The sequence below is a fragment of the Pseudomonas entomophila genome, from assembly GCF_023277925.1.
Classification (GTDB): domain Bacteria; phylum Pseudomonadota; class Gammaproteobacteria; order Pseudomonadales; family Pseudomonadaceae; genus Aquipseudomonas; species Aquipseudomonas entomophila_D.
In genome coordinates this window covers 2180266-2196561 of the sequence record NZ_CP063832.1, presented here as the reverse complement: position 1 = coordinate 2196561, position 16296 = coordinate 2180266, and the positions used below count along the sequence as shown (strand labels likewise).

Below are 16296 nucleotides of genomic sequence, written 5' to 3'. Positions count from 1 at the left end.
AGTGTAGCAGCGGCGTGCAAGCATGCAGGCGGGTTACACCAGGTTCAGGCAGGCCTGTCGATAGGCCCCCGGCGTCACACCAAAGGCTTGCTTGAACTGCCGGGTGAGGTGGCTTTGGTCGGCGAAGCCCAGGGCCAGGGCGACTTCCAGCGCAGGCAAGCCACTTCTCAGGAACTCCCGTGCGCGGGCCAGGCGGCGCTGCTTGAGCCAGGCGTGGGGTGGCAGGCCGGTGGCCTGGCGAAACACCCGGGCGAAATGAAACGGGGAGAGGTTAACCGCCGCTGCCAGGGTTTCGAGCGACGGCGGTTCGGCCAACTGGCTCTCCAACAGTTCACGGGCGCGAGCCACGGCCAGCGGTTCATTGCCGGGGGCGGCCGGCTCGGCGCAATGGCCGTGGCGCTGCACCAGGGCGAGCACAGCGTGGCGCCAGGCGGTCTGTTGCTCAAGGGCGCTGGCGTTGCTCTCGGAGAGCTGGTGCAGTTGGCTGAACGCGGCGGCCAGGGCTGGGTCCTGGATCACGCTGTCCTTGAACCGGGGCAGGCCATGCCGGCCCAGTTCCAACTCGTCAAGCACACCCGTGACCCGCTCGTGCTCGGGATAGAAACCGCGGTAGCGCCAGCCGGCCTCGTGAGCGGTGGCACCGGTGTGCAGCTCGTCGGGGTTGATCAGCACCATGCTGCCCACCGGCGCCAGGTGCTCGCTACCGCGGTGCCAGAAACGCTGGGCGCCGGACTCGATCACCGTGAACACATAGCCTTCATGCACGTGCGGGGCGAAGCGCTGCTGGATATAGCGGGCGTGCAGCATCTCGACGTCGCCGAGGGCGGGCGCCTGCCACAGGTGGGTTTGTTCGCGCTGGGGCGTGCTCATGCCAGCCAGCTGCGCAGGAGGAAGAAGATCAGCATGCTGGCCAGCATGCTCAGCAACACGCTGCGGGTCAACAGCACCAGGGTGATGGCCACAAGCGACCCAAGCAGGTAGGGGTTGAGCGGGCTGAGGTCGAGCTGGTGCTCGGGCAGGAAGATGATTGGCCCGCAGATCGCCGTGAGCATGCCGGGCACGGCGAAACCGAGAAACTGCCGCGCGTTGGAGCTCAGGCGCAGCGGCAGTCGCGGTTCGAGGAAGGCATAGCGGTTGAGGAACACCACCGCGCCCATGGCAAAGATCAGCAGCCAGATCATGAGCGGCCTCCGGAGCATTTCTGGCAGACGAAGCCGGCGGCCATGCCCAGCAGGCCGGCCGCCACCAGGGCGGTTTCCCAGTGCCAGTAGCTGAACAGCACCGAGCAGAACAGCGACACCGCCACGCACGCCAGGGTCGGCAGGTTGCGCACCAGCGGCGTGATCAGCGCGACGAAGGTGGCGACGATGGAGAAGTCCAGGCCCAGTTGGTCCAGGTGCGGGATGTTCTGGCCGAGAACGATGCCGGCCAGGGTGAACAGGTTCCACGCCACATAGAACGTCAGGCCCACGCCCAGCGCGTACCAGCGGTTGAATTGCTGCTGGTCGTGGTGGCTGGTGAGGGCGAAGAATTCATCGGTGAGCAGAAAACCCAGGCCCAGCCGCCAGCGGGTCGGCAGGCCGGACATCACCGGGCGCATCGACAGTCCGTAGAGCAAGTGCTGCGAGGTCAGCAGCAGGGTGGTGAGCAGGATCGAGAACAGGTTGGCGCCGCCCTTGAGCATACCAATGGCCACCAGTTGCGCGGCGCCGGCGAAGACGATGGCCGACAGGCCCTGGCCCTCCCAGGCGCTGAGGTTGGCCTCGATGGCCATGGAGCCGGCAAGCAGGCCCCAGGGGGCCACGGCCAGTGACAGTGGCAGGATGGCGATGGCGCCTTTGAGGAAGGCGTGGCGGGCAACGGGCGGGCTGGACATGGGCAAGGCAACGGGCTCGACAGGGCAGGCCAGCATGCCAGAGGGGTGGAGAGCTGGCTTGAACGATCTTGCTTGTTTGTTCTGTAGGAGCGGCTTCAGCCGCGATGCAGGCGGTGCGGTGCCTGGCACCCGCTTCGCGGGTGATCGCGGCTGAAGCCGCTCCTACAGGGGGCGTGCCAAACAGCGACAGTTATCGAGGTGTCGTGTTCGCCGGCAAACCAGCTCCTACGAGGCGTTGTTGCGCCGCGACGCAGCCATTGATATCGACGGCCTTCTGCATCAGCGCCTGGCGATGTTGCGGGTCCAGCTCGCCGAGCAGGCGGTAGACCTCGGCCTGATAATCACGTTGGCGCCCCCATTGCATTTCCAGCCCTTGCGGCCGGCTGCGGCTGCAAGCCAGGTGCGTTGCCGGTTGTGGATAGTAGGGTGCGTAGAGGGTGGCCATGCTGGGGATCGCCTCCAGCGCCTGGCGGTAGGCGGGGCTGGCGCTGTACGCCGAGCACCAGCGGGCGATGGCCAGGGCCGGTGGCGCGAAACCCTGCTTGAGGCTGGCTTCGAGCAGCGGGCACGCAGCGTCGGCGATCTGCCCGGCAGGTAGGTAGGTGGTGTAGTAAAGGGCCAGGCGGTACTGGGCAACCGGGTGCTCGAGCGCCACGGACTTCTTCAGTAGCGCCACCGCCGTGGGCAGGGTGCGGGCCATGGCCTGGCCCTGGCGGCTGAGTTCCGGATCGCTGACGCTGGTGCGCAGGGGGCTGGCCGTGTCGTCCTGGTTGTCGGCCTGCTCCAGCAGGGGGAGGGCCTGGCGATAGAGCAGGTCGGCATGCGGGTCGATGCTCACGTCGAGCGCCTGCGCAGCGAAGGAGGTCAGCAGCAGCGGCAGCAGGGCTGCGTGGGCGCTACGGCGTTTGGGGGCGGCTTCGATGGTCATGACAGGTGCGCGGGTGCCTCAGGCGGATCAGGAGCGATGACCGGCCTATTCTATCCACCCGAGTGTGTTCGACGATAGTCGGGGAATTCCTAATCAGACAAGCTTGATTGGAGCGACCCTGCGCTGGGCATATTTTTCCTGGGCCAGGCCCAATTTGGCGGTGATCACCTTGGCCAGCGCGTTGTTGCCCAGGTCGTTGAAATGCAGGCGGTCGGCGAACAGGCTTTCAGCGAACACCGGCGAGCTGCTGAGCATGCTGTTCATGTCGTAGCAGGGGACGGGGTCTGCTTGGCTCTTGATGCGGCGGAAGAAGGCCATGTGCAACTGGCTGTCGAAGGCGCCATCGATGAGGCGATCGAAATTCGAGGGCTGTTGTTCGAGCCGTTCGAGCATGGCCTGCTCGCCGGCCGGTAGCGCTTCCCTGCACCAGGGCAGCAGGGGCTGGAGGATGAAGGTCAGGGTGGTGTGGCCGTCGGCCAGCAGGCGGTCCCACTGGCGCAGTGTACGGCCGATGCTGTCGGCGGCGCGGATCAGGCGCTTGTCCGGGCTGGACACCGGTTCCAGTGTGGGGCAGGGGCCCGGGCGACGCGGCGCAAGGGCGTGGCCCAAGCGTTGCCACAATGACTCGCGGCGTGGTTCCGCAGCAGGCTGAACACCTTCGTGGAAGCGGTTGAAGTAGTCCTGTTGCCCGGTTTGCGCAGCTTGCGCGCTGGTCATTATCTCGCCCAGCGTTTCCTGGGCCAGCGTGTTCAGCCCGCTGAACACCACGACATGGCCAATCTGGCCGAAGCGGTGCTGGTGGGTGAGGAACATCAGCAGTTCCTGGGTGGCGTTGAGCCCGCAGCCGGCCAGGGTCAGCCAGGTTTCGCCGGTCAGCAGCGAGAGGTACGAGGCCACCGTGTGTTCGTCGGAGCTGGCGCCGATACCCATGGCCGTCGAGCCGCCCACCAGCAGGTTGACCCGCGCCAGGCCACCGCGCTCGGCGACCGAGAAGCGCTTGCCGGCGAAATGGCTGTAACGCATGCCCAGGGCGTCGGTGTTGATGGTGCCGGAGCGGTAGCCGCGCTCATGCACGTAGAGCGTGTGCGGAATGCGTCGGCTGCCCAGCTGGAGGAAGCGCTGGTAGTCGTGCTGCAGGGGATGGGTGCTGCCCATGGGGTCTGCCACTGAGGTGTCGAGGATCGTCATGGGCGCTCCTGGGTTGATGGGCGATTGGCTCAGGCCGCCAGTTCCCTGAGGTTGTAACCCAGGCCGACGATGGCGATGAGCAGCAGCGCAACCCCGGAGGCCAGGCTGATCAGGCGGCTGCTGCGCTGCGAGGCGATCTTGCCGATGGCGAAGATGTACAGGCTGAGCACGGCGAAATCGATGGCGATCCACAGCAGCGACAGCACCACCATGCTCTTGCCGAACGACTCGGTGATCTGGATGAACTGCGGGAAGAAGGAGATGAAGAAGATGATGTCCTTGGGGTTGGAGATGCCTACCATAAACCCTTGGACCAGGCCGCCGCGGCCTGCCGGCAGCGTGCTGGGGGCGAGTTCGACCGGCGCCTGCAGGGCCTCGCGCAGGGTGCCCACGGCGATGTAGCCGATGAACAGGCAACCCAGCAGGCTCATGCCGTTGAGCCAGGCCTTGTCGATGGCCGCGCTGGTCATGATGATCCAGGCCGCGGCGCCGATCAGCACCAGCGACGCCCAGTTGGTGCCGACGGCGGTAAACAGTGCCTTGCGCGAGCCGGAGGCAGCGGCGGTGTTGACGATCAGGGCCACCACCGGGCCTGGAGTGGCGATCAGCAGCAGGACAGTGAGGGCGTAGGTGGCGGTCAGTGCGGTATTCACGTTCAGTTCTCGATCAGTGAGTCAGTTGTTGCTTGTGCATGGAACGGGCAGCGCGCGGGGTTCAGCGAGCCGGGCTCCTGCAGTTGGTACTGTTTCCATTCGAAGTTGTCGCCGTGGCCGAAGAAACCGAGGGTGTCCGGCATCACGCCATCGTTGTAGTGACGGACCCGGTCGCGGATACGCGCGCGGATGCGCTGGCCACTTTCGGTCTGGGCGCTGGCGACTTCGTCGAAGCTCTCGCGGGCGTTGATGACGAAGGCGATATGCTTTCCCAGATTGCGGCTTTTCATCTGTTGATGGCCGGGGAAACTCATGTTGATGAACAGCGGCATGCCGGCGAAGCAGAACGACCAGTGCGCGTCGTGCGGGTCCTGGGGGACGGCTTCAGGCCAGGGGTGCGGGTCGCGGGCATGGACCTGGCGCAGCACGTCCCAGGCCATGGCCTGTTGATCGCTCAGCGTGGTGTCCGGCGCGGTCTCGAGGAACACCAGCAACGGGTGGCCGATGCGCTGCTTTATCGGGAGCGGTTCGACGGTGCGGACGTAGTCGGCCAGCCCCCGGGCGATGTCGTCGGCCAGTCGCTGGGCCCGGGCGAAGATGATGTGGCAGGTGCGCGCGATGACCGCCTTGCGCCCGAACAGGCACGGGAAGTCGGGGTTGGCGAGGGTTTCCTTGAAGTGTTCTATGGTTTTGTGCGTCCAGTGGTGTCTGTTCAGCACATGTTCATCGGCCAGCTCTAGCGCATCCAGGCGGTAGCAGTTTCCATAACCCGTAAACATGATTTCCCCAGGTATATCCAAATGCAGCGTTAAATAACTTTTCCGTATTAATCGAGCGGTTTGGCTATATGTAATTGTTATTTACCGGCATTTTCCGAGATGGGTCCGGCGTTGTAAAACGCCTGGATCTATGACCTACTATTAGCTTCACTCATGCTCTGGATGGCGCCGATGTCTGAACGGATTCAAGCCCTGCACGCCTTGCGTGCCTTCGAAGTAGCCTCGCGCTACGGCTCCTTTACCCGCGCGGCACAGGAGCTGGCACTCACCCAAGGCGCGGTCAGCCACCACATCAAGACCCTTGAAGCCATGTTCGGCTGCGACCTGTTCGAGCGTCGCGGGCCCAAGCTGCGCCTGACCGAGCACGGCCAGTTGCTGGCCCAGGAGCTCAAGGTCGGCTTCAAGATCATCGAGAATGCCTGCGCCCTGTTACGCCAGGACCGCCACGGCCTGCGCCTGAAGGCACCGTCGACGTTGACCGTGCGCTGGTTGCTGCGGGCCCTGGATGGCTTCAAGAAGGTCGATAACAGCTGTTCGGTGCAGTTGTCGAGTGTGTGGATGGACATCGATGCGGTGGATTTCTACTCCGAGCCCTACGACTGCGCCATCCTGCTGGGCAACGGGCGTTTCCCGGCGGACGTGGAGAGCCTGAAACTGTTCGATGAATGGTTGATCCCGGTCTGTCACCCCGAGTACCTGGACAGCCCCGCGCCGGAGCTGGCGGCGCTCAGGCACTGTGAATTCCTGCACCCTTCACCGGACCGGCGCGACTGGCGGCGCTGGCTGGCACGCATGGATGCGCTGGATATCAGCATCGATCAGGGCCAGGTGTTCGACACCCTCGACCAGGGGATTTCGGCGGCCCAGCAGGGCCTGGGCATCTCGGTGGTCGACCTGGTGCTGGCCAGCGCCGATATGGCTGCTGGCAACTTGATCACCCCCTTCCCGCATGCGGTGGCCACCGGCGACGGTTACTACATGACCTGGCTAAAATCCAGCCCGAAGGCGCGGCAGATGCAGAAGCTGCGTGACTACCTGCTGGCCCAGGTGCCGCCGTTGCCGCACCGGGACATCAACTACCTGTACGGCTGACCTGGGTCGCGGGAAGCACCCGTTCGAGCATGAAGTCGATGAACACCCGCAGCTTCGGTGGCATCTGCCGGCCCGAGGGCCACAGCAGGTAGAAGCTGCCGCGCCGCTCCATGAAGCTGTCGAGCACGCTCACCAGGTTGCCGCTGGCCAGTTCCTTGCGCACGCTGAAGTCCGGCAGGCAAGTGATGCCGCGGTGGTTGAGGGCGAAGCAGATCCGCGTCTCGACGTGGTTGCAGACCATCGAGATGGGGATGTCGTAGCCCTGCTCGGGGTGTTCCCGGCGCAGTGGCCAGGTTTCCAGCTTGCCGCTGCTGGGGAAGCGGTAATGCAGGCAACTGTGCCCGCCAAGTTCACGCGGATGCTGCGGTGTGCCGCGCTCGCGCAGGTACTGCGGCGAAGCCACCAGGCAATGCTGGAAGTGCCCGAGGAACTTGGCGTTCAGGCGCGAATCCAGGGGTTGGCCGCCGCGCATCACCACATCGAAGCCCTCGCCGACGATGTCCACCATGCGGTCGCTGAAATCCAGGTCCAGCTCGATATCCGGATAGCGCGCCATGAAGTCGGCCAGTGCCGGCATCACCAGCCCGGTCACCTGCGGCAGGCTGACCCGCAGCCGCCCGCGTGGCGTGCCGCTGGCTTGCGAGAGTGCCTGCTCGGTGGCCTCGATCTCGGCCAGGATGCGCCGGCTGCGCTCGAGGAACAGCGCGCCCTCGGCGGTCAGGGTGATGCTGCGGGTGCTGCGGTGGAACAGGCGCACGCCCAGCCGGGCTTCCAGGCGCGCCACGCGCTTGCCCACCGCCGAGGCGCTGATGCCCAGCGACTGCCCGGCCGCAACGAAACTGCGGGTTTCGGCGACCCGGTTGAAGACCACGAAGCCGCTGAGGCTGTCCATGTTGCACTCCGATTGCGGACATTGATGTCCTGGGTGAGCGGAATTCTACCCGGCTTTTTCCGTAATGCCGCAACGCCGCAAGATGCTTGCCTCGATTGAACCCAGGAGGCACCCATGCATTCCACATCCACCGCGGCCAACGTCGATGAGCCCGCCGCCAGCGCCGCAAGGCTGCCGTTGAGCGGCCTGCTGGCCCTGGCCCTGACCGGTTTCATCGCCATTCTCAGTGAAACGTTGCCGGCGGGCCTGCTCGACCAGATCGCCGATGGCATGGCGATCAGCCAGGCCATGGCCGGGCAGTGGGTCACCGCCTACGCGCTGGGTTCGTTGCTCACCGCCATCCCGCTGGTGACCCTGACCCAGGGTTGGTGGCGCCGTCGAGCGTTGTTGCTGGCCATTGGCGGTTTCATCCTCTTCAACGGCCTGACCGCGTTCTCCAGCGACAACCACCTGACACTGGTGCTGCGCTTTCTGAGCGGCGCCGCCGGCGGGCTGGCCTGGGTCCTGATCGCCGGGCATGCGCGACGCATGGTGGCGCCGGCGCAGCAGGGCAAGGCGATGGCAGTGGCCATGCTCGGGCAACCCATCGCCTTGTCGCTGGGGCTGCCCATTGCCACCTGGCTGGGGGCCTGGCTGGGCTGGCGCGCCACCTTCGTGGTGGTGACCCTGGCCGCGTTGCTGCTGGCGGCCTGGGTGCTGCGGGCCGTGCCGGATTTTCCGGGGCAGGTGGCCGGCAGGCGCCCGGCGACCGCGCAGGTGCTGCGCACGCCGGGGGGGGCGCGGGTGTTGCTGGTGATCCTGGCGTGGATCCTCGGGCATAACATTCTGTACACCTACATCGTGCCGCTGCTGGCGGCGGCGGGCATGGCGGGCGAGGTTGGCCAGGTGCTGATGACCTTCGGCCTGGCCTCGCTGGCGGGGATCGTGCTGGTCGGGCTGGGCGTCGACCGGCGCCTGCGTGGGCTGGTGCTGTTCAGCCTGGCTGGGTTCGCCTTGGCGACTTTGGCGCTTGGGCATCTGCAGGGTTCGGCTTGGCTGGTGCATGCCAGCGTGGCCTTGTGGGGGCTGACCTATGGCGGCGCGCCGACCTTGCTGCAGACGGCCTGCGCCGATGCTGCAGGTGAGGGCGGGGATGTCGCCCAGTCGATGCTGGTGACGGTGTGGAACAGTGCGATTGCCCTGGGTGGGATCGTGGGCGGGTTGTTGCTGACGGGCGCGGGGGTTGGCTCGTTTGGCGCGGTGGTGCTGGTGCTGGTTGCAGTGGCATGGTTGCTGGCCTTCAGTGGGCGGCGAGCGGGGTTTGTCGCGGGTGCAAGGTAGGCAGAAGCCGCTTGCCGGCGAACACCGGCGACGCCGGTGCCAACCACCGCATCGCCTGGTTCGCCGGCAAGGCCGGCGCCTACAGGCGATGCATCGTCGGGCGCGGTTAGGCGGTAGAATCCCCCATCGAGCACGACGACCAGAGGTTCACGCGGTGCAACTGCAACAGGGTTTTATCCTAACCCGTCATTGGCATGACACGCCCGAAGGCACTTGCGTGGAGTACTGGCTGGCCACCGACCAGGGCCCGCGGCGCCTGCGCCTGGCCGCGCAGCCCTCGGTGGCGTTCATCCCCGTCGAGCACGGCGAGCACGCCAGGGCGTTGCTGGCGGGTGAGCAGGGCGTCGTGCTCAAGCCCCTGCAACTGCGTGACTTCGACCAGCGCCCGGTGCTGGGCCTGTACTGCCAGCAGCACCGCCAGCTGATCGCCCTCGACAAGCGCCTGCGCAGCGCCGGCGTGGAGGTCTACGAGGCCGACATCCGCCCACCCGAGCGCTACCTGATGGAGCGCTTCATCACCGCCCCGGTGCGTTTCGATGGCCGCCTCGACGACCAGGGCGTGCTGCACGACGCGCAGCTCAAGCCCGACCCGGACTACCGGCCACCGCTGCGCCTGGTGTCGCTGGACATCGAGACCAGCGAACGTGGCGAGTTGTACAGCATCGCCCTGGAAGGTTGCGGCCAGCGCGACGTCTACATGCTCGGCCCGGCCAACGGCGACGCCAGCGAAGTGGACTTCGCCCTGCACTATTGCGCCGACCGCGCCGCGCTGATCGACAGCCTCAACCAGTGGCTGGCCCGCCACGACCCCGACGCGATCATCGGCTGGAATCTGGTGCAGTTCGATCTGCGCCTGCTGCACGAGCATGCCCAGCGCCTCAACGTGCCGTTGTGCCTGGGCCGTGATGGCGCGCCCATGCACCTGCGTGAGCACGGCAGCCGCAGCCACTTCTTCGCCGAGGCCCCTGGGCGGTTGCTGATCGATGGCATCGAGGCGCTGCGTTCGGCAACCTGGAGCTTCCCTTCGTTCAGCCTGGAAAGCGTCGCCCAACAGTTGCTGGGCGAGGGCAAGGCCATCGACACGCCGTACCAGCGCATGGACGAGATCAACCGCCTGTTCGCCGAGGACAAGCCGGCCCTGGCCCGCTACAACCTCAAGGACTGCGAGCTGGTCACGCGGATCTTCGCCCACACCCGGCTGCTCGACTTCCTCCTCGAACGGGCATCGGTCACCGGCCTGGCGGCGGACCGCAGCGGCGGTTCGGTGGCCGCTTTCTGCCACCTGTACATCCCGCACATGCATCGCATGGGGTACGTCGCGCCGAATCTGGGCAGCCGCGAGGGCGAGGCCAGCCCTGGCGGCTTCGTCATGGACTCGCGGCCGGGCCTGTACGACTCGGTGCTGGTGCTGGACTACAAGAGCTTGTATCCGTCGATCATCCGCACCTTCCTGATCGACCCAGTGGGCCTGGTCGAAGGGCTGCGCCAGCCGGACGACGCCCATTCGGTCGAGGGCTTTCGCGGCGCGCGCTTTTCGCGCCGCCAGCATTGCCTGCCGGCTATCGTCGAGCGCGTGTGGCAGGGGCGCGAGGCGGCCAAGCGCGACGCTAACGCGCCGCTGTCGCAAGCGTTGAAGATCATCATGAATGCCTTCTACGGGGTGCTTGGCTCCAGCGGCTGTCGCTTCTTCGACCCACGCCTGGCTTCGTCGATCACGATGCGCGGGCACCAGATCATGCGCCAGACCCGGCTGTTGATCGAAGCGCGAGGTTTCGATGTGATCTACGGCGATACCGACTCGACCTTCGTCTGGCTCAAGGGCGCCCATGCCGAGGACGCGGCCGCCCGTATCGGCCACGAGCTGGTGGCCGAAGTCAACCAATGGTGGCGCCGGCACCTGGGCGAAACCATGGGCCTGGAAAGTGCCCTGGAGTTGCAGTACGAAACCCATTACCGGCGTTTCCTGATGCCGACCATCCGTGGCGCGGAGGAGGGCAGCAAGAAGCGCTATGCCGGCCTGGTGCGCCGCGCCGATGGCAGCGAGGAGATGGTCTACAAGGGGCTGGAGTCGGTGCGCACCGACTGGTCGCCCCTGGCCCGCCAGTTCCAGCAGGAGCTCTATGGGCGGATCTTCCGCGGGCTGCCCTATGGCGACTACCTGCGCGACTACGTGGAGCGCACGATGGCCGGCGAGCTGGATGAACTGCTGATCTACCGCAAGCGCCTGCGCCGTCCGCTGGCCGACTACCAGCGTAACGTGCCGCCCCATGTACGTGCCGCGCGCCTGGCGGATGAGTACAACCGTCGCCTCGGGCGCCCGTTGCAGTACCAGCGCGGCGGTTGGATCAGCTACGTCATCACCACGGCCGGCCCCGAGCCGCTGGAAAACCGCCAGGCGCCCATCGACCATGAGCATTACCTGACCCGGCAGTTGCAGCCGGTGGCCGACGCCATCCTGCCCTTCGTCGCCGAGCGCAGCATCGACCTGCGCAGCCTCAAGCAGCTCAGTTTCAACTTCTAATCGGTCAAATCGGCAGAATGGACGGTCATTTTTGAGTCAACGGCTACAGTCAATCAGGTTACCTATCGAGAACAGGACAAGGAGTGCCTTCTCATGATTGGCGAATTCAATGTGTCGAATGACATTCTTTACGGGGCCGGCAAGAGCACTTGGTTTGCATTCGCTTCCCCTTCCCGCAGGCCGAGGCGACAACACTGAATCTTTTCAACAGGTGTTTTTAACGTGGTTTTCACTTCGGAAAATTTAAAACACTGACTTGTGCAATTTCAGTGGGCGCACGTCATGCCTGCCGGCTTGTTTGGTCATCGATTGTTGTTTCTGGCCTTGTTCATGGCTTCGGTCATGACGTGGGTGTTTCTATGGCTGACTGGGTATATCCAGCATCAAGTCATGACAAGGGCGCGGCACGGTGAGCCCGACGTTGTTGCCGTGACGGGGCTGCTACTCGTGCTGGCCTGCGCGCTACTGGAGTTCCTGCGCTTTGTCGAACGCGATGCGTCATTGCTCGCGCTGGCGAGTATTGGTCTGTGTGTGCCATGGGGTTTGGTTCTGGTGACCAAGTGTCAGGGACTCGCACGGCACCGAAGGCCGCCGACGCATCATGAATAACGATGGAAATTCTTGACTGGGAGTCTTGGCAACATGGACAAGGACGCTAAATGTTCACGCGTTGTCGCGGGTGCGAAAAAAGGGATTAATCCAATAGTTATCCTATTGTTGGTCGCGCTATGGATGAGCGCGGCCGTCAACTCGGTGTTCTGGTCGACCGTCTGGCGAGCGATCGATGGCTTCGACAATGGGAACCCACTGTTTCTGATCTGCCTGCCACTGTTCGTGCTGGCCTGGCATTTCGTCATTCTCTGGGCGCTGTGCTGGGGGCGGTTGTTGCGCCCGGTGCTGGTCACCCTGATCCTGGTGGCGTCCGCCACGAGCTACTTCATCTCGCGCTACGGCATTGTCATCGACGCCTCGATGTTGACCAACGTCATCCAGACCGACCCGGCCGAGGCGCGCGACTTGCTCAGCCCCGGGCTGTTGTTCTGGTTGCTGCTGACCGGCGTGCTGCCCGCGCTGGTGGTCTGCCGCCTGCCGCTGGCCCGGCCGCGCTGGCGACGGCAGGCGGCCTGGCGCCTGGGCAGCCTGGCACTGGTGCTGACCATGGTCGGGGTGATCGTGGCCACCCAGTACCAATCCTACGCCTCGTTGCTGCGCAACAACCGCGAAGTGCGGCTGATCCTGGTGCCCTCCAATGTGTTGGGCGCCCTTCACAGCTACGTCAAGCACACCTTCGACAAGCCCGAGGCCTTCATGCAGGTCGGCCTTGATGCGCAGCAGCGGGTCGAGACGGGCGCGGGTGGCCGGCCCAAGCTGCTGGTGCTGGTGGTCGGCGAAACCGCCAGGGCCATGAACTTCTCCCTCAATGGCTACGGGCGGGTGACCAACCCCGAGCTGGCGCGCCGGCAAGTGCTCAGCTTCCGTGACGTCAGTTCCTGCGGCACCGCCACGGCGGTTTCGGTGCCCTGCATGTTCCAGGACCTGGGCCGTCAGCAGTGGAAGAACTCGTATGCGGAACATCGTGAAGGGCTGCTGGATGTGCTGCAGCGTGCAGGTGTCGCGGTGCTTTGGCGTGACAACAACTCTGGCTGCAAGGGCGCTTGCGATCGGGTGCCGTCCGAAGATCTGTCTCATGCGGCCATCGCCCAGGTGTGCAGCAAGGGCGAATGCTTCGACGAAGTGCTGCTGTCCGGCCTGCAGGAATACCTAGACCAGCGCAGCGGCAACACGGTCGTGGTGTTGCATATGAAGGGCAGCCATGGTCCTGCCTACTACAAGCGCTATCCGGCGGCGTTCGAACGCTTCACCCCGGTGTGCAGTGACAACCAGCTCGACCAGTGTGAAGAACAGAGCATCCGCAATGCCTACGACAACTCAGTGTTGTATTCGGACCATGTGCTGGCGCAGGTGATCGACCTGCTCAAAGGCAACGCTGGGCGTTTCGACAGCGCGATGCTGTACGTGTCGGACCACGGTGAGTCGCTGGGGGAGAAGGGCGTGTTCCTGCACGGTCTGCCCTACGCTATGGCACCCAAGGAGCAGACCCACGTGCCCATGGTGCTGTGGATGTCGCAGCCTTTGGCGGCACGCCGTGGGGTGTCGTTGACCTGCATGGAACAGCGCACGGGGGCGGTATTGTCCCATGACAACCTGTTCCATTCTGTGCTGGGCTTGATGGATGTGCAGACCTCGGTTTACCGAACGCACTTGGACATGTTCCAGCCTTGCCAGGCCGGGCACCTGGTGGGGGAGGTGCCGCCAGTGGGACAAGTCGCCGAACAGTAGACGCTGAATGAAACACCGGCGTGCGTGAATGACCTCGACCGTGAGCCTAGCGTCGACGGGGGCCAAAAACCGGGGGGCGATGGTCGCGACGACGCGTCCCCCGTCGGACTGTTCGCCACGGTAGTGTCGGGGCGTTCGCGGAGCTGACCGCGCACTTTCGGATCTGGGCCCGTCGGCGCGCTTTGCAGGCTCAGGGCTTGCGCAGCACGTAGAACAGGTTCGGCTCGCTCACCACATAGAGGTTGCCGTCGCTGTCCATGGTCATCCCCTCCGGCTGTGGCGCATCGCGGCGCAGCCCGCCAATGCCTGCACGCAAGGAGCGGATGCTGACGAAGCGGCCTTCGCCATCCAGCTCGGTGATGTTCTTCGATTGGTCGCTGAGCACCAGCAGGTGGCCGGTGCGGGGGTCGTAGTGGCCATCCGAGAGGTCGGTGGCGAACACGCTGCGCTTGACCCAATCGCGGCGGTCGCTGACCGTGAGGTGCACAGGGCCGCCGTTCAGCGCGGTGAGCATGCCGGTGACTTCGAACAGTTGCCGGGGGCCACGTTCCTTGATGGCATAGAGGCGGTCGTGGCGGGCGTCGTAGGTTACGCCCTCGAAGCCTTTGTTGTGACGGCTTGGGTTGATGTCCAGGGTGATCCAGCCGGCCTGGCTGGCGTCGATCGGTCGAGGTGTTGCAGGCAGGGTGATCACATCCAGCCGTTGCAGCATCTCGTCGCTGATGGCCAGGCGACCGTTGCCCAGGTACGCCAGCCCTTCGGTGTCCTGGAAACCCACCAGCGGGTAGCGGGCCTGGATGTCACCTTGCTTGCTCAGCTCGAGGATTTCCATGGGTGTGCCATTAGTGATCGCCAGCAGCCGGTCGCGGTCGTAGTCGTAGGTGATGCCGGAGAGGTTGTCCAGGCCTTGCTCGACCACCTTGGCGTCGATCACCACCTGGTAGGCCGGCAGCCAGATGTTCTGCCCAGGTGCCGTATCGCCGGTCCAACGGTTGCTCAGATGGGCGTAGAGTTGTTGCGGCCAGAACGAGCGTGCGGCTTCGATGCCGATCAGGCTAAGGGCGACCAGGGCGATCACACCGCCAATCAGGAGCCAGCGGTTCACGCGTTGCCACCAGCGCCAGCGCTGGACCGGTAGAGTCTGGGTGGTCATTGCCTTGAGCCCTCCTTGGCTGCTTGCAGGTTTCCAGGCGTGTCGGCCCAGGTGAAGTGGTAGACCTGGGCGGGTGGCGCGGCCTGGCATTGGCCGTTGTCGGCGTCGGCACCGACCACATACCACTCATGCCGCGAGGTGTCGCCAAGCTTGCGCGCCTTGTCGGCGCTGAAGCAGCGGCCCAGTTCAGCCGCCGGGATCAGGGCAAAGGCCCTGGGGTGCTGGCGCAACCAGTAGACGGCTGAGTCCGCCACGGCCTTGCCGCTGAAGCCGAAGTGGACGATCGGCTGACGCGCGAACAACCAATGCCCCTCGCGCCAGTTGACCAGCACCAGTTCGGCGCCGCCGGTGGCCCGCGCGGCATCGGCCATCAGGGTTTCGTGGGGGTTGCGGCCTTCCTTGACGGGTTCTATGAAACCTCGGGCGAACCACAGGCAGAACCACACCACCGCGACCGTGACGAACACCTTGCGCCAGCCCGGCCGCTGCTGGAACCAGCGCTTGAACAGCCAGGGCACCAGCGGCGCGATGGCCAGCACCAGGCCCGGCAGCGCCGGGAATATGTAGAGTTTGCGCTTGCCGCTGCTCAGGCTGAAGAACAGCAGTACCAGCGCCACCCAACCGAGCAGCAAAAGAATACGCCCGTCGCGCTTTTGCAGTTGCTTGCGCCAGGCCGGCACCAGCCAGGGCAGGGCCAGGATCAGGGGCAGCCAGTACTTGGGGATGACCTTGACGAAGAAGTACCAGAACGGTTCACGGTGGTCCCAGGCATTGGCATAGCGATTGGCCGTCTGGCGCAGCAGGATCTCCTTCAGGTAGGCCAGTTCCGCCGCGCCACCGCCTTGGGCGATCGACACCAGCAATGGCAGCAGCCATACCGCGCAGCCGACCAGCAGCCAGATGAACCCCAGGCTCCAGCGCCAGCCCTGGCCGGGCATGGCCACGACCCCGCGCCAGCCCCGGTGCACAGCCCAGGCGTAGGGCAGCAGCATCAGCGCCGGGACGAAGCCCACGCCTTTGCTGATGATGCCCAGCCCCATGGCCGCGCAGGCCAGGTAGAACCAGCCCCAGGCCGGCCCGAGCAGCAGGTGGCGAAGCATGCCGTAGAAGCCCAGCGCCACCCACAGGCAAAGGAAGCTGTCGATCTGCCCGGTGCGCAGGATGCTGTAGCTCTGGTAGGTGGCCAGGAACAGCAGCGCGGCGATCCGCCCGACCCGCCGGTTCCACAGGCGCCGGCCGAGGTCGTGCAGGACCAGGGTGATGGTCGCCGCCGACAGCAGCCCGGGCAGGTACAGGGCGACCTTGGGCAACCCGGTCAGGGCCGTGAACAGGGCCACGGTCCACATGAACAGCGGCGGCTTGTCGCCGTAGATTTCCGCGGCGCGGTGCGGGATGAACCAGTTGCCGTTCTGCAGCATTTCCAGGGCGACGCCGAGAAAGCGTTCCTCATCGACGTTCATCGGCTGGCGCCAGCCGATACCGGCGCCGATCAACAGCAACGCGAGGGCGACCAGCGCCAGCCGCTCGGCGCCGAGAGTCTTGAACCGTGGCAAG

Annotated in this window: 15 protein-coding genes; 5 read left to right on the top strand and 10 right to left on the bottom strand. The window is 65.3% G+C overall.

All coding sequences use genetic code 11. From position 1 onward, the window contains the following. Nucleotides 1-33: 33 nt before the first annotated feature. The 7 genes from IM733_RS09495 to IM733_RS09465 all read right to left on the bottom strand — a co-directional run bounded on the left by IM733_RS09495 (nucleotide 34) and on the right by IM733_RS09465 (nucleotide 5424). Nucleotides 34-870, bottom strand: coding sequence for an AraC family transcriptional regulator (locus tag IM733_RS09495; RefSeq protein ID WP_248920628.1), 837 nt, complete (start codon nucleotides 868-870; stop codon nucleotides 34-36). Next, entirely contained in the window at nucleotides 867-1181 is a 315-nt protein-coding gene (locus IM733_RS09490; RefSeq protein WP_134691977.1) for an AzlD domain-containing protein, read from the bottom strand. The genes IM733_RS09495 and IM733_RS09490 overlap by 4 nt, the downstream gene beginning before the upstream one ends. Continuing rightward, the gene (locus IM733_RS09485; protein WP_283107526.1) at nucleotides 1178-1876 is read right to left on the bottom strand and encodes an AzlC family ABC transporter permease; all 699 of its coding nucleotides are present in this window, start codon (nucleotides 1874-1876) and stop codon (nucleotides 1178-1180) included. Before IM733_RS09485 ends, IM733_RS09490 begins: the two co-directional genes overlap by 4 nt. Before the next feature lie 190 nt (nucleotides 1877-2066). Further along, the gene (locus IM733_RS09480) at nucleotides 2067-2804 is read right to left on the bottom strand and encodes a sel1 repeat family protein (RefSeq protein WP_248920626.1); all 738 of its coding nucleotides are present in this window, start codon (nucleotides 2802-2804) and stop codon (nucleotides 2067-2069) included. 93 nt (nucleotides 2805-2897) lie between these two features. Continuing rightward, nucleotides 2898-3992, bottom strand: coding sequence for a hypothetical protein (locus IM733_RS09475; protein WP_248920625.1), 1095 nt, complete (start codon nucleotides 3990-3992; stop codon nucleotides 2898-2900). Between the two features lie 29 nt (nucleotides 3993-4021). Beyond that, complete coding sequence (locus IM733_RS09470; protein WP_248920624.1) at nucleotides 4022-4645, bottom strand: LysE family translocator; 624 nt, start codon at nucleotides 4643-4645, stop codon at nucleotides 4022-4024. A gap of 2 nt (nucleotides 4646-4647) precedes the next feature. After that, nucleotides 4648-5424, bottom strand: a complete 777-nt coding sequence (locus IM733_RS09465) for a YqcI/YcgG family protein (protein ID WP_248920623.1) — start codon at nucleotides 5422-5424, stop codon at nucleotides 4648-4650. A gap of 171 nt (nucleotides 5425-5595) precedes the next feature. On the opposite strand from IM733_RS09465, the gene IM733_RS09460 reads away from it, so the two are divergent. Next, nucleotides 5596-6516 (top strand): LysR substrate-binding domain-containing protein, encoded by a 921-nt coding sequence (locus tag IM733_RS09460; RefSeq protein ID WP_248920622.1) that lies wholly within the window; start codon nucleotides 5596-5598, stop codon nucleotides 6514-6516. Here the strand turns inward: IM733_RS09460 and IM733_RS09455 are convergent. Further along, complete coding sequence (locus tag IM733_RS09455; RefSeq protein WP_248920621.1) at nucleotides 6497-7408, bottom strand: LysR family transcriptional regulator; 912 nt, start codon at nucleotides 7406-7408, stop codon at nucleotides 6497-6499. The genes IM733_RS09460 and IM733_RS09455 overlap by 20 nt on opposite strands. Before the next feature lie 114 nt (nucleotides 7409-7522). On the opposite strand from IM733_RS09455, the gene IM733_RS09450 reads away from it, so the two are divergent. The 4 genes from IM733_RS09450 (at nucleotide 7523) to IM733_RS09435 (ending at nucleotide 13589) form a co-directional block, all read left to right on the top strand. Continuing rightward, on the top strand, nucleotides 7523-8728 hold the full coding sequence (locus IM733_RS09450; protein ID WP_248920620.1) for an MFS transporter: 1206 nt from the start codon (nucleotides 7523-7525) through the stop codon (nucleotides 8726-8728). 154 nt (nucleotides 8729-8882) lie between these two features. Further along, nucleotides 8883-11249 carry a DNA polymerase II gene (locus IM733_RS09445; protein WP_248920619.1) on the top strand — a complete coding sequence of 789 codons (2367 nt, stop codon included), beginning with the start codon at nucleotides 8883-8885 and terminating at the stop codon, nucleotides 11247-11249. A 282-nt stretch (nucleotides 11250-11531) separates the two neighbouring features. Beyond that, a complete protein-coding gene (locus tag IM733_RS09440) occupies nucleotides 11532-11858 on the top strand; it encodes a hypothetical protein (protein ID WP_248920618.1) in 327 nt (108 codons plus the stop codon). Between the two features lie 33 nt (nucleotides 11859-11891). Beyond that, entirely contained in the window at nucleotides 11892-13589 is a 1698-nt protein-coding gene (locus IM733_RS09435; protein ID WP_283107525.1) for a phosphoethanolamine transferase, read from the top strand. A 190-nt stretch (nucleotides 13590-13779) separates the two neighbouring features. Here IM733_RS09435 and IM733_RS09430 read toward each other — a convergent pair whose 3' ends face one another. Both IM733_RS09430 and IM733_RS09425 read right to left on the bottom strand, forming a co-directional pair. Then, nucleotides 13780-14742 carry an SdiA-regulated domain-containing protein gene (locus IM733_RS09430; protein WP_248920616.1) on the bottom strand — a complete coding sequence of 321 codons (963 nt, stop codon included), beginning with the start codon at nucleotides 14740-14742 and terminating at the stop codon, nucleotides 13780-13782. Then, a complete protein-coding gene (locus IM733_RS09425) occupies nucleotides 14739-16295 on the bottom strand; it encodes an ArnT family glycosyltransferase (protein ID WP_248920615.1) in 1557 nt (518 codons plus the stop codon). Before IM733_RS09425 ends, IM733_RS09430 begins: the two co-directional genes overlap by 4 nt. Between the last annotated feature and the right edge of the window lies 1 nt (nucleotide 16296).

Coding starts and splice junctions, on each gene's coding strand:
- IM733_RS09495 (WP_248920628.1), bottom strand. CDS start 870: ATGAGCACGCCCCAGCGCGAACAAACCCACCTGTGGCAGGCGCCCGCC.
- IM733_RS09490 (WP_134691977.1), bottom strand. CDS start 1,181: ATGATCTGGCTGCTGATCTTTGCCATGGGCGCGGTGGTGTTCCTCAAC.
- IM733_RS09485 (WP_283107526.1), bottom strand. CDS start 1,876: ATGTCCAGCCCGCCCGTTGCCCGCCACGCCTTCCTCAAAGGCGCCATC.
- IM733_RS09480 (WP_248920626.1), bottom strand. CDS start 2,804: ATGACCATCGAAGCCGCCCCCAAACGCCGTAGCGCCCACGCAGCCCTG.
- IM733_RS09475 (WP_248920625.1), bottom strand. CDS start 3,992: ATGACGATCCTCGACACCTCAGTGGCAGACCCCATGGGCAGCACCCAT.
- IM733_RS09465 (WP_248920623.1), bottom strand. CDS start 5,424: ATGTTTACGGGTTATGGAAACTGCTACCGCCTGGATGCGCTAGAGCTG.
- IM733_RS09460 (WP_248920622.1), top strand. CDS start 5,596: ATGTCTGAACGGATTCAAGCCCTGCACGCCTTGCGTGCCTTCGAAGTA.
- IM733_RS09455 (WP_248920621.1), bottom strand. CDS start 7,408: ATGGACAGCCTCAGCGGCTTCGTGGTCTTCAACCGGGTCGCCGAAACC.
- IM733_RS09450 (WP_248920620.1), top strand. CDS start 7,523: ATGCATTCCACATCCACCGCGGCCAACGTCGATGAGCCCGCCGCCAGC.
- IM733_RS09440 (WP_248920618.1), top strand. CDS start 11,532: ATGCCTGCCGGCTTGTTTGGTCATCGATTGTTGTTTCTGGCCTTGTTC.
- IM733_RS09435 (WP_283107525.1), top strand. CDS start 11,892: ATGGACAAGGACGCTAAATGTTCACGCGTTGTCGCGGGTGCGAAAAAA.
- IM733_RS09430 (WP_248920616.1), bottom strand. CDS start 14,742: ATGACCACCCAGACTCTACCGGTCCAGCGCTGGCGCTGGTGGCAACGC.